Below are 12,829 nucleotides of genomic sequence, written 5' to 3' on the forward strand. Positions count from 1 at the left end.
TTATCCTGGATTAGTCAAATCGGTTTATGACAAGATAACAAATAATGTGCGCCAACAGCAGAAGCGAACCCACCGGTCGGCACAATATAATAAAAGCCAGGGAGGTATTGATGTCCTTGCGATTCGTTACCCTGTACGTTCTGTTGCAGATGGTATTTCTGAGCACTGCCGGCTACGCCAATACCACCGGGTATGATGTGGTGACGCTGAAGAACGGTGATATCTACAATGGCACGGTGGCGCAGCCGCGCTTCACGTTGAAGACGGATTATGGTGTGGTGTCCATCCCCTACGCGCGGATGGCGCGTTTGCTGCTGGGCGACGATGGCGAGCCGGACCGTATCACCACCCATTTTGGTGACCGCTTCAGTGGCGAGTTACAGGAGCGTGAATTGACCATGCTGCGTGTGCTGGATCCGACACTGCCGGTGGCTGTGGAGGAGATCCGGGAGATTCAGTTTGCCCACCGTACCCTCAGGCCCAAGATCTATAGAGCGCCCGATATCGTCATTACCCAAAACGATGACAACTTTTCCACCCGGGTGATATCGGAGGAGTTACTGATGACCAGTCGGGACGGGCTGAAAATCACCAATTCTTCTGATATACAGCTCTTGGACGTGGTGTCTCTGAACGAGGGTGAGGATTATCTGGCGCAGATCACCAGCAATGACGGCGAAATAGTCCAGGGAAAATTCACCCAGCCTGCAGTGACCGTTGAAACCCGTTTCGGGAGCCGCCTGGAGATACCATTTGCCCATCTCAGCCGTTTGGCGTTGCGGGTTAACCACTCCGGTAAGCGCACCCGCTTTCTCTCTGTGCTGCGGGTTAACCCGGCCGACCTGATTCAGGACAGTATGCGGGACGGTTCGCTGGGGCCTCAGATGATTGCCATTGGCGGCGGTAGTTTCTCCCGGGGCGATCTGCAGGGAGATGGTGATAGCGACGAAAAGCCCCCGGTAAAGATCCGGCTTGCGCCCTTTGCCATCGGCATCTATGAAGTGACTTTTCGGGAGTACGACCAGTTCTGTGACGATACCGGACGTGGCAAGCCGGATGACCAGGGGTGGGGGCGCGGCAGCCGGCCGGTGGTGAATGTCTCCTGGGAAGACGCCAATGCCTACGCCGAGTGGCTGAGCCGGCGCACCGGGCAGCGTTACCGCCTGCCCACCGATGCGGAGTGGGAGTATGCCGCGCGGGGCGGCACCAGCAGCCGCTTCTGGTGGGGTAATGAAGTCCTGCCCAGCCGTGCCAACTGCGCCGATTGCGGCAGTCTTTGGGAGAGCGAGATGAGTGCCCCGGTGGGACGGTTTCCGCCCAACCCCTTCGGCCTGCATGACACCGCCGGCAACGTCTTCGAGTGGGTGGCCGATTGCTGGAGGGACAATTTTTCCGCCGAGACCGGCAACGACACCCCGGCCGGGGATGGGGAGTGCGGCAAGCGGGTCATCCGCGGCGGTGCCTGGAGTTTTCCCGTGCAAGAGGTGCGCTCGGCCAACCGCTGGAGGGATTTTCCCACCCGGCGCAGTGATGACACCGGTTTCCGCCTGGTGCGGGAGCTGGACGACTGAAACGGTTTTTTCCGGAGCCGCATCGCTGCTTTGCCGCGACCCACAATAACAAGGTTTTGTATCAGGTGTGGAGGATGCCCGGTGGTCGTGGCAGTCAACCCACCTGGCGACCGGGCCTTTCCTGCGGCTGTTCAAAAAATAACGTGTTGCTTCGTGGTACCTTTTACCACAACAGAATTTACCCAACAGAGGAGTGTTCATGGCCTATATCCTGGCATTACTCGGTGGCGTGATCGCCATCGGGGCTCTCGGTTTTGAGGCGGCGGTATTTGGCGCATTGATCGGCTTTCTGCTGGGTACGGCCTATAGCCAGGGGCAGCGTCTTGAGCGGCTGTCGCAGGAGGTGATACGGCTACGGACAGTGCTGCTGCGCGGTGCACCGCCACCGGTCCAGCCCGCGGCAACGGCCGCAGGGGCGGCAGAGCAGGCGTCTGAGCCGGAAAAGGCCGGGCGGCAGATGCCCGAGGAGCTCGATTTCGAGCTGGAGTTAGCGGAGGAGGCGCCTGCGGCATCGGGAGCCCGGCCTGGCCCGCCGGGCGGGCAGGTCAAGCGACAGCCAAGCCGGACGTCGGCCAATATTTTCGACAAATTGACGGCCCTGGTCCGGGACTACTTTTCCGGCGGCAACCTGATTGTCCGGGTAGGGGTGATCGTACTCTTTTTCGGTGTCGCCTTTCTGCTCAAGTACGTCGCCGAGCATAGCTGGGTGCCAATCGAGTTCCGCCTGATGGGGGTGGCGGTCGCCGGCATGGGAATGCTGATCCTGGGTTGGCGGTTGCGTAGCCGACGGGTGCTCTATGGGCTGGCATTGCAGGGCGGTGCCGTGGGCCTGCTCTATCTCACGGTGTTTTCCGCACTTCGCCTCTACAGCCTGATGCCGGCACCGGTGGCCTTCGGTCTGCTGCTGCTGTTCGTGGTTCTCAGCGCCCTGCTGGCCCTGTTGCAGAACGCCAGTTCGCTGGCCATACTGGCCAGCGCCGGCGGCTTTCTGGCCCCGGTGCTCACCTCCACCGGTGAGGGGAGCCACGTGGCCCTGTTCAGCTATTACCTGTTGCTCAATGGCGGCGTGCTGGCGATCGCCTGGTTCAAAGCCTGGCGCCTGCTCAATCTGGTCGGCTTTGGCTTTACCTTTGTGATCGCCTCACTCTGGGGCTATCAATATTACCGTCCCGAATTCTTCACCAGCACCGAACCCTTCCTGATCGCCTTTTTCCTGATGTATGCGGCCATTGCCGTGCTGTTTGCCTTCAGACAACCTCCCAACCTGAAGGGCGTTGTGGACGGCACCCTGGTGTTTGGCGTGCCGCTGGTCTCGGCCGCCCTGCAGGCGGCGCTGGTCAGGGATATGGAATACGGACTGGCTTTCAGCGCCATCGCCCTGGGTGCTTTTTATATCGTGCTGGCCACCCTGCTGTTCAAGCGGGGTGGCAGTGCGTTACGCATGCTGTCGGAGATTTTTCTTGGTACCGGCGTGGTGTTTGCCACCCTGGCCATCCCGTTTGCGCTGGAGGGCCGGCTCAGCTCCGCCTTCTGGGCGCTGGAGGGGGCCGCCATGATCTGGATCGGCATCCGCCAGGAGCGGCGGTTACCGCGGCTGTTTGGTCTGGCACTGCAGCTTCTGGCGGGACTGCTCTACCTGGAAGACAGTCGCTGGATCAGCGATGCGCTGCCCTTGCTCAACAGCCACTTCCTGGGGGCTGCCCTGATTGCGCTGGGTGGGCTGTTTACCGCCTTCTACCTGGATCGGCATGCGGACAAGCGCGCATCCTACGAAGGATGGGCGCCGCCGCTGTTTTTCCTCTGGGGAGTGACCTGGTGGCTGGCTGCGGGTATCCAGGAGCTGGATCGCTTCTCCTCCGGCAGTGATGAATGGGCCTGGCTGTTGGCCCTGCTGGCGCTAACCGCACTGCTGGGGGAGTGGCTGCGGGTGCGGTTGCCCTGGGCACGGATCTGGTGGATCACACTTGGCTTGCTGCCGGCCCTGGCGGTGGTGGCGCTGGGGCTCTGGCTGGATGAGCCCCACCCGCTGGTCGGCGCGGTTACAGTCGGGTGGCTGTTGGCGTTTGCGGTCCAGTACCGTTTGCTATATCGGCTGGATGCCCGGGAGTTCAGTGCCCGGCCACTCTGGCACGGCGGCAGTTTCTGGCTGCTGACCTTCCTGCTCACGACCGAGGCGTCCTGGCGGCTGGATCAAGCGGTTGCCGGCAACCACCTGTGGGAGATGATTCCATGGGGTGCCGTGCCGGTGGTGCTGGCGCTTGGCTTGCTGACCATCGGACAGCGCCTGGCCTGGCCGGTGCAGCGGCATATCCTGATCTATAACATCCAGGTGATGGCACCGCTGGCGGTTTATCTGCTGGGCTGGGCGATGCTGGCCAATGCCGTCAGTCCGGGCAACCCCTGGCCGATCGCCTATCTGCCGGTACTCAATCCCCTGGACCTGACCATCCTGGCGGTGCTGTTGCTGCTGCTCAAGTGGTGGCAACGCATTGGCGACTGGCTGGAGCAGCGGGGTGTACAGGCCGGATATTACTTCGCAGGCCTCGGGGTGGCCCTGTTCTTCTGGTTCAACGGTATGGTGGTACGCGCGGTACATCACTGGGGTGGTGTACCGTTCGCCCCCGATCTGCTGTTCCGTTCCCAGGTGCTGCAAGCGGCCATTGCGGTACTCTGGGCGACCCTTGGACTCGGCAGCATGCTGGCCGGTACCCGCACTGGTCGTCGGCCGCTCTGGCTGGCGGGGGCCGGATTGATGGGGCTGGTGGTGCTTAAACTGTTCCTGGTGGATCTCTCCAATACCGGCACCGTGGCCCGTATTGTTGCCTTTATCGGGGTCGGGCTGCTGCTGCTGATCGTCGGCTACTTCTCGCCGGCACCGCCGCGCCGGATTGTCGAGGCCGAGTGGACCAGCAAGGAGGAGGTATGAGATTTTTCTGCCTGATTTTGGCACTGCTGTCCTGCGGCGCGCTCCTTGCCGAATCGCCCCGCGAGCTGGAAAAGGGGGATTTCGCGTGGGGTATCCAGCTTGAACCGGGCACCGGGAGTCCGCTTTATCAACTGCCACTGCCGTTGGCCGTTTATCAGGGGGTGAGCCGGGCCGACCTGGGCGATCTGCGGCTGTTTAATGGCAAGGGCCATCTGTTACCCCATGAGCTGTCGCTGCCGACGCTCCAGCTGCCGGGCCGGGAACGGCGCCAGCCGGTGGCCCTGTTTCCGCTCTACGGCAGCCGGGAGGCGGATCTGCAGCTGCTCTCCATGCGGATCAGCCGCAGCAACCCCGCGGGGTCAATGAGCCTGGAGCAGCACCAGATTCAGCGCACCCGCGACGAGGTGTTGCGCGGCTATCTGCTGCAGCTCTGGCAGGGTGATCAGCGGCCGGCCATCCAGCGGCTGCAACTGCTCTGGCCTGAACCGCCACAGGGTTTCATACAGCGGCTGAAACTGGAGCAGAGTGACGACCTGGATCAGTGGCGCCCGGTTGCCGTGCCGGCGGTAATGGCCGATCTTGCGTATGCCGGCGAGCGCCTGGTCAAGGCGGAGATCCAGCTGAACGGGCAGACGCAACGCTTTCTCCGGCTGACACCGGCCGAGGGCGATATGCCGCTGGAGCTTTCCGCTATTGATGCGGTGATGATTGACAGCAGCCCGGCCGCCCGGCCCCAGGAAGAAGCGGTGATTGAGACCATCCACAGGGGTGAGCAGGCGGGCGAGTACCTGTTTGAGATCCCCGGCCCTCTGCCGGTCAACAGGATGGATCTGCTGCCGGCGGAACCCAATACCCTTACCCGTGCGACCCTCTATTCACGGGCCACGACAGACGCACCCTGGCTACGTCGCAGCCAAGGCACGATCTACCGGTTGCTGGTGCAGGGGACGCCCCTGGAGCAGACCGCCCTTAGTGTCGGCCGCGTCAATGACCGCTACTGGCGGTTGCTGGTGGATGCCGCGGGTGGCGGGTTGGGTGAACAGAACCCCCTGCTCAGAGTGAGCTGGATTCCCCACCAGTTGCGCTTTTCCGCCCGGGGTGAGGGTCCGTTCCTGCTCGCCTACGGCAGCGTCCTGGCCGGACCGAATCCGCCGGGGTCGTTGCTGAGCGGCTTCAGCCAGTCGGAACAACAACGGCTGGTGAGCGAGCAGATCACGGCGGGACAAGCGTTTGCCCTGGCGGGCCCCGCTGCACTGACCCCGCAACGGGTGTATGACTGGAAGCAGTGGTCGCTCTGGGGGGTACTGGTCCTGGCCACCCTGCTGTTGGGCTGGATGGCCTGGACGACGTTGCGGCAGATGATTAAACCGAGTGCGTAAGGGGATCGGACCCCGAGTGGCCGACAAGAAGCAGTGGCTGAGGATTCAGGCCTTGAACCAGGTGCGGATCAGGGCAAAACCGCCCAGCGCGGAGAGGCCCAGGCCGGTCGAGGTGACAGCGGTGGCCGGCAGCAGCTGACCGGGACCGAGCAGTAGCAGCAGGGTGCCGGTGAGCAGCAGACTGGCGCCGCTGATGGCGGCCAGCAGATGGCGCTGGTGGCGCCGCGCATCTTTGCGCAGCTGTTCCAGCTCGGCCGATTTCCAGTTCAGTTCCAGGCGCCCCTCGGAGGCGTCCCGCAGCACCTTGTAGAGCAGGATCGGCATGTCGGCGGCATACTCGGTCATCTGCGGCAGGTTCTTCTTCAGCTTGCGGGTGAACGCCTTGGGTCCCACCTGCTCCTTCATCCAGCGCTCCAGGAACGGCTTGGCGGTGGCCCACAGGTCCAGTTCCGGATAGAGCTGACGGCCCAGCCCCTCGATATACAGCAGGGTCTTCTGCAGCAGCACCAGCTGGGGCTGCACCTCCATGTCGAAGCGGCGCGCGGTCTGGAACAGGTTGAGCAGGAAGTGGCCGAAGGAGATCTCACTCAGGGGCTTGTTGAAGATCGGCTCGCAGACCGAGCGGATGGCCGACTCGAACTCCTCGACCCGGGTCCCCTTGGGCACCCAGCCGGACTCCACGTGCAGCTCCGCCACCCGGTAGTAGTCGCGGTTGAAGAACGCCAGCAGGTTCTCCGCCAGGTAGCGCTGGTCCTCGGTGGTGAGGGAGCCGACGATGCCGAAATCCACTGCGATATAGCGACCACCCGGCTCCACGAAAATATTGCCCGGGTGCATGTCGGCATGGAAGAAGTTGTCCCGGAACACCTGGGTAAAGAAGATCTCCACCCCCTGGGTGCCGAGCTGTTCCATGCTGATACCGGCCGCTTTCAGGGCCTTGATATTGCCCACCGGGATGCCGTGGATGCGCTCCATCACCAGCACATTGGTGCGGGTGTACTCCCAGTAGATCTCCGGTACGAACAGAATGTCACTGCCCTCCCAGTTGCGCCGCAGCTGGGCGGCGTTGGCGGCCTCGCGCTGCATGTCCAGCTCATCCAGGATGGTCTTCTCATAATCCCGCACCACTTCCACCGGACGCAGGCGGCGGCCATCTTTCCAGTAGCGGTCGGCCAGGCCGGCAATGATATAAAGCAGTCCGACATCGCGGCGGATCACCCGTTCGATATCCGGGCGCAGCACTTTCACCACCACCTTGCGGCCGTCCTTCAGCTCGGCAGTATGCACCTGGGCGATGGAGGCCGAGGCGAGGGGTTTCTCGTCGAATGAGTCCAGTACATCCTCGATCGGGTGGCCAAACGCCTGTTCGATAATGCGCCGGGCCTGCTGGCCGGAGAAGGGCGGTACCGCATCCTGCAATTTGGCCAGCTCGTCGGCGATGTCGGCCGGCAGCAGGTCACGGCGGGTGGAGAGGATCTGGCCGAACTTGATGAAGATCGGCCCCAGATCCTCCAGCGCCTGGCGCATGCGCACCGGGTAGGCGGGCAGGCGGTTTCTCCGCAGCCAGTAAAACGGCGACAGGTAGATCAGGAAACGCACCGGGCGGAACAGGTGGGTGGCCAGGATCACCTCGTCCAGACCGTGGCGCAACAGCACCCAGTTGATATGCAGCAGGCGCAGCGCTTCGGCGGGACGGATCACCGGGACTCCTCGTGCGGTTTGTTTTTGTTTGATTCCAGCAAGGCCAGCCGCGCCTCCAGGCGTTCGATGCCGTCTCGAAGTTCATCCACATCGGCCAGGAACTGTTCGACCTCGCTCCGTTCCGGGAGAATCTTCAGCTCCTTCTGCAGTAGTTCCTGCAAGTCCAACTCCAGGCTATCCAGGGCGCGTCGGCCCCGGTCGGACATATTCCGGAACACCCCGGCCACATCCCCGGCCACCAGGCTGCCGGTATAGTGGGCCAGCTGCGCCTCCCAGTCGATGGACATGCCGCCGAGGATCTTGCCGAATTGATGGGCCAGTTCGGTATCGCCGCTGATTTTGACCGCGCCGGAGAACAGTTGGTCGGAACTGGCCTTCTGGTTGCCCATACGGGCCAGGGCGAGTGGGGTACCACGCAGGGTGCAGTCCGGTTCGTCCTCACAGCGGGAGAAAATCTGCACCCCTGACGGCCCCGGTATCAGATAGAGGGTCTGGCCCAGACCGGCCAGCTCGAAGGCGATCACCTTGCCGTGCAGCCGGGCCATCTTTGCCGAGGCGGCCGGGTCCAGATTCAGATATTGATTGAGGGCCTGTTCCAGGCCGGCAGTGGCAACTCCCGAGAGGCTCATTCTGTGCTGTCCCGGTTACAGTTTGAAACCACGATGGACGGCGACGATGCCGCCGGTCAGGTTGTGGTAGTCGCAACGCTCGAGGCCCGCCTGCTCCATCATTGCCTTGAGGGTCTCCTGGTCCGGATGCATGCGGATCGATTCGGCCAGGTAACGGTAGCTCGCCTCGTCGTTGGCGACCACCTTGCCGATTTTCGGCAGCAGTTTGAAGGAGTAGAGGTCGTAGGCGCTCTGCAGCGGCTTGCCCTGGGGGTGGGAGAACTCCAGCACCAGTACCCGGCCGCCCGGCCGCAATACCCGGGCCATCTCATTCAGGGCCTGTTGCTTGTCGGTGACGTTGCGCAGGCCGAAGGCGATGGTGATGCAGTCGAAGCTGTTGTCGGGGAACGGAATGTGCTCGGCATTCACCTGGGTGTACAGCACGTTGCCCACCAGGCCCTCGTCGGCCATGCGTACCCGCCCCTGGTTGAGCATGGCGGCGTTGATGTCGGTCATCACCACCAGGCCCTCGGGACCCACCAGCCCGGCAAAACGGGCCGCCAGATCACCGGTACCGGAGGCCAGATCAAGGATCTTCTGGCCGCGGCGGATGCCTGCCAGCTCCACGGCAAAGCGTTTCCACAGCCGATGGATGCCGAACGACATCAGGTCGTTCATCAGGTCATAACGGGTTGCCACCGAGTCGAAAACGGCCCGCACGCGTTGGGCTTTTTCCCGCGCATTGATGGTCTCGAAACCAAAGTGGGTGGAATTATTCTCCGTCATGTTGCTGCCTTGAACAGATTGGGTGGTGGATGCAGTGACTGCTGAATGGGCAGAGTGTATCGGTTTTTCGCCGATTCAGGAACAAACGGGCGGTAAATGCCCTGCCTGTAGGAGCGGCGCCCCGCCGCGAATCGGCCCGGGGGCGGGCCTCCTACAGGTTGATTTTTGCAACCATCGGCCTGGCCGCCGCCGACACGGACGCTGTCTCAGTTGGCCGCCTTGCGCTTGTGCCCGGCCGCTTCCAGGCGATTGAGATAGCTCTGCCAGTTCTGTTCATAATTGATACCGAGGCTGTAGAGATACTCCCAGGAGTAAATGCCGGTATTGTGTTCGTCATCGAAGTGCAGGGCCACCGCATAGTTGCCCACCGGGGTGATCTGGGCGATGTTCACGTCCTCTTTGCCGAGCTGCAGCACCTCCTGCCCCGGACCATGCCCCATCACCTCGGCGGAGGGGGAGAAGACCCGCAGATATTCGCACGGGAGTTCGAATTTGGCGCCGTCGTCAAAGCTGACTTCGAGTACGCGGGAGTGCTGGTGAAGATTCAGTTCGGTGGGTACGTGTTTGGACATCTCATCTACTCCTACAGGATGAACCGGCTCAGGTCCTCATCCGAAGCCAGCTCGGAGAGGTTGTTGTCTACATAGGCGGCATCGACGGTCACGCTGCTGCCGGGCACCTCGGTGGCGGTGAAGGAGATCCCCTCCAGCAGCCGCTCCATGACCGTGTGCAGGCGGCGTGCGCCGATGTTCTCGGTGCCCTCGTTCACCTGCCAGGCCACTTCGGCAATGCGCCGAATGCCCTCTTCGGTAAAGGAAAGCTTGACCCCTTCGGTGGCCATCAGGGCGATATACTGGTCGGTCAGGGAGGCATCCGGCTCGGTCAGGATGCGGATAAAATCCCCGGTGGTCAGCGCGTCCAGCTCCACCCGGATCGGCAGGCGGCCCTGCAGTTCGGGTATCAGGTCGGACGGTTTGGCCAGGTGGAAAGCGCCGGAGGCGATGAACAGGATGTGATCGGTGCGCACCATCCCGGCCTTGGTGGAGACGGTACAGCCCTCCACCAGGGGCAGCAGGTCGCGCTGAACGCCCGCCCTGGAGACGTCGGGTCCGCCGTGCTCGGAGCGGGCTGCCACCTTGTCCAGTTCGTCCAGGAATACAATGCCCTGCTGTTCCACTTTCTCCAGGGCGTTTAGTTTCAGGTCCTCGTCATTGACCAGCTTGGCCGCCTCCTCGTCCTGCAGGATGCGCAGGGCGTCCTTGATGCGCAGCTTGCGCTTGCGGGTGCGTCCGCCGCCGATGTTCTGGAACAGCCCCTGCAGCTGACTGGTCATCTCCTCCATGCCCGGCGGCGCCATGATCTCCACGCCGAGACTGGCACCGGAGACCTCAATCTCGATCTCCTTCTCATCCAGCTCGCCGTTGCGGATCTTGACCCGGAACTTGTCCCGGGTGGAGGCCCCCGCCGCGCTGCCGCTGTCGCCCTCCCAGCTGGTGGGACGTGGCAGCAGGGCATCCAGTATCCGCTCCTCGGCGGCGTCGGCGGCCCGGTCCCGGACCTTCTCCAGTGCCTGCTCGCGTACCATCTTCATGGCCGAGTCGGCCAGATCGCGGATGATTGAATCCACATCCCGCCCGACGTAACCCACTTCAGTAAACTTGGTCGCCTCGATCTTGATGAACGGGGCGTTGGCCAGCTTCGCCAGTCGCCGGGCGATCTCGGTCTTGCCGACCCCGGTGGGGCCGATCATCAGGATATTCTTCGGGGTGATCTCGTTGCGCATCTCGGGATCGACCTGACTGCGCCGCCAGCGGTTGCGCAGGGCGATGGCGACGGCGCGCTTGGCCGCCGACTGGCCGATGATGTGCTTGTCCAGCTCATGAACGATCTGTTGGGGGGTCAATTCAGGCATGATGTTCCGGTATTACTCTTCCGCATCGAGTTCTTCGATGACGAGGTTATGGTTGGTGAAGACGCAGATATCGGCGGCGATGCCGAGACCCTTCTCGACAATTTCCCGGGCGCCGAGATCGGTATTGTGCAGCAGGGCCTTGGCCGCCGCCTGGGCAAAGGGGCCACCGGAGCCGATGGCCATCAGGTTGTCTTCCGGCTCGATTACATCGCCCAGCCCGGTGATCATCAGTGAGGCGGTCTTGTCCGCCACCAGTAGCAGTGCTTCGAGCTTGCGCAGGGTGCGGTCGGTACGCCAGTCCTTGGCCAGTTCGACGGCAGCGCGCATCAGGTGACCGTGGTGTTTCTCCAGCTTCGCCTCGAAGCGTTCGAACAGGGTGAAGGCGTCGGCGGTGGCGCCGGCAAAACCGGCCAGGACCTGGTTCTTGTAGAGCCGGCGCACCTTGCGGGCATTGCCCTTCATCACGGTGTTGCCCATGGAGACCTGACCGTCGCCACCGATCACCACCTTGCCGTTGCGGCGGATTGAGAGAATTGTTGTGCCCCTGATCGGCTCCACTGCACTGCCCCTTGTATATTAGTAATCGCTATTCTAACCGATCCAACATGGGGAGAATAACCGCCAATTTCAAGGCTAATGTCACGGGAACTCCGGTCCTGCGGTTTTATGGGTATAATCCGCGCCGAGCCGGAGGAGTACTACGTCAATTCGATAATGTACTTTTGTAGGGTGGATAAGCGACAGCGCATCCACCGCGGCAATGGTGGATGCGCCTACCGGCTTATCCACCCTACAAACCTGATTTGATTCGCTCCCAGTGATTTTCGATTCAAACGGATAAACCAGCCAGGCTTCTGGCCTGTTCGCGGAGTAGAAATGGCCATCACCCACTGCATTACCCATCAGATCCATCCGGATGAGAGCGGCGCACCGGTGCTGCGTCTGCGCGCCTCGGAACTGGCCGTCGATGAACCGCTGGAGACGCTTGCCGCGGACCTGAAGCGGGCCTATCTGAGCCGTATCAATCGTGAACATGGGCGTTTCTCGGATGAATCCCTGCAGTGCGGTCTGGGCCACTGGTTGGAGCAACTGGCTGGAGAGAGGCAGGATTTTGTCGGATTCAGCGAACAGTTGGCCCAACAGCTGTTGCAACTGCTCCTGGAGCAGGGCGGCGAGCTGCGCGGGCATCTGATCCTGTTCATGGAACAGCAGTATGAGCAGCAGGCAGTCTATCTGTTTGTCGTCAACCAGCGTATCGCCAACCGGATCAATGAGCGGCAGGAGGTGGAGCCGGTACTGACGCTGGATTTTGGCGCCTCGATGATGGCGTTGAAGGTGGATTTGACCCAGTGGCGCGACGGCGAGGGCGGTGCCTACCTCTCCATGAGTCCCTCCCGGAACAAGGGCATGGCCGAACTGCTGCAGCAACTGGTCGGCTTCAGCGCCGGCGTGGACAAGGCGGCGGCCACGCGGGATTTTCTCGAACGCATCGAGACCTTTTCGCAGAAACTCCCCGAGGAGCAGGTAAACGATTTTCGCAGCCAGGTGGTCGGCTACTGTGTCGAACAGGATCTGCAGGATGCCCCGGTCGCCATCAGCGGACTCTCCCAGGCCCTGGACGGGGTAGACGCGGCGGCCTTTTCCAGCTATCTGGCGGATCATCTGCCGGAGGGCGGCGGGCCTCTGCTGCTGGACCGCAGGAGCCTGCAGCGCTATGTGAAGTTCGCCGGTCGGGAGCGGGATCTGGCGATCAGCTTCTCCTCCCATCAGCTGAACAAGCGGGTACACTATCAGGCCGAAACCGATACCCTGAGTATTACCGGCCTGCCGAAGATGTTGCGCAGCCAGCTGTTGGGGCATGTCGAGGAGTAGTCGACGGGTCGATTGTTAATGATCGGGTATCGTTACGACATACTCTGGGTTGTGTCCAGTCGCGCGGTAGTCAG

The 12,829-nt window shown here is 62.3% G+C and carries 10 protein-coding genes; 4 read left to right on the forward strand and 6 right to left on the reverse strand.

Annotated elements, in window-relative coordinates:
* The first annotated feature begins 110 nt into the window (after positions 1–110).
* The 3 genes from ACHZBF_RS17570 (at position 111) to ACHZBF_RS17580 (ending at position 5,876) form a co-directional block, all read left to right on the forward strand.
* A complete protein-coding gene (locus ACHZBF_RS17570) occupies positions 111–1,571 on the forward strand; it encodes a formylglycine-generating enzyme family protein (protein WP_321529148.1) in 1,461 nt (486 codons plus the stop codon).
* 199 nt (positions 1,572–1,770) lie between these two features.
* On the forward strand, positions 1,771–4,497 hold the full coding sequence (locus ACHZBF_RS17575; protein ID WP_321529149.1) for a DUF2339 domain-containing protein: 2,727 nt from the start codon (positions 1,771–1,773) through the stop codon (positions 4,495–4,497).
* Complete coding sequence (locus ACHZBF_RS17580) at positions 4,494–5,876, forward strand: DUF3999 domain-containing protein (RefSeq protein WP_321529150.1); 1,383 nt, start codon at positions 4,494–4,496, stop codon at positions 5,874–5,876. Before ACHZBF_RS17575 ends, ACHZBF_RS17580 begins: the two co-directional genes overlap by 4 nt.
* Before the next feature lie 45 nt (positions 5,877–5,921).
* Here the strand turns inward: ACHZBF_RS17580 and ubiB are convergent, their stop codons facing one another.
* From ubiB to hslV, 6 genes are all read right to left on the reverse strand, one after another.
* Positions 5,922–7,577 (reverse strand): ubiquinone biosynthesis regulatory protein kinase UbiB, encoded by a 1,656-nt coding sequence (ubiB, locus tag ACHZBF_RS17585; protein WP_029132156.1) that lies wholly within the window; start codon positions 7,575–7,577, stop codon positions 5,922–5,924.
* On the reverse strand, positions 7,574–8,206 hold the full coding sequence (locus ACHZBF_RS17590) for a ubiquinone biosynthesis accessory factor UbiJ (RefSeq protein WP_037374626.1): 633 nt from the start codon (positions 8,204–8,206) through the stop codon (positions 7,574–7,576). Before ACHZBF_RS17590 ends, ubiB begins: the two co-directional genes overlap by 4 nt.
* A 15-nt stretch (positions 8,207–8,221) precedes the next feature.
* The gene (ubiE, locus tag ACHZBF_RS17595) at positions 8,222–8,971 is read right to left on the reverse strand and encodes a bifunctional demethylmenaquinone methyltransferase/2-methoxy-6-polyprenyl-1,4-benzoquinol methylase UbiE (protein WP_029132155.1); all 750 of its coding nucleotides are present in this window, start codon (positions 8,969–8,971) and stop codon (positions 8,222–8,224) included.
* Between the two features lie 206 nt (positions 8,972–9,177).
* Positions 9,178–9,543, reverse strand: coding sequence for a gamma-butyrobetaine hydroxylase family protein (locus ACHZBF_RS17600; protein ID WP_029132154.1), 366 nt, complete (start codon positions 9,541–9,543; stop codon positions 9,178–9,180).
* Positions 9,544–9,554: 11 nt separating this feature from the next.
* Positions 9,555–10,883, reverse strand: a complete 1,329-nt coding sequence (gene hslU / locus ACHZBF_RS17605; protein WP_029132153.1) for an ATP-dependent protease ATPase subunit HslU — start codon at positions 10,881–10,883, stop codon at positions 9,555–9,557.
* Between the two features lie 12 nt (positions 10,884–10,895).
* Positions 10,896–11,441 (reverse strand): ATP-dependent protease subunit HslV, encoded by a 546-nt coding sequence (gene hslV / locus ACHZBF_RS17610; RefSeq protein WP_321529151.1) that lies wholly within the window; start codon positions 11,439–11,441, stop codon positions 10,896–10,898.
* Positions 11,442–11,759: 318 nt separating this feature from the next.
* Between hslV and ACHZBF_RS17615 the strand changes: the two genes are divergently transcribed.
* Positions 11,760–12,755 (forward strand): nucleoid-associated protein, encoded by a 996-nt coding sequence (locus ACHZBF_RS17615; protein WP_321529152.1) that lies wholly within the window; start codon positions 11,760–11,762, stop codon positions 12,753–12,755.
* Positions 12,756–12,829: the final 74 nt, after the last annotated feature.

It is taken from the genome of Sedimenticola selenatireducens (genome assembly GCF_963675335.2).
GTDB classification, from domain to species: Bacteria; Pseudomonadota; Gammaproteobacteria; order Chromatiales; family Chromatiaceae; genus Sedimenticola; species Sedimenticola selenatireducens.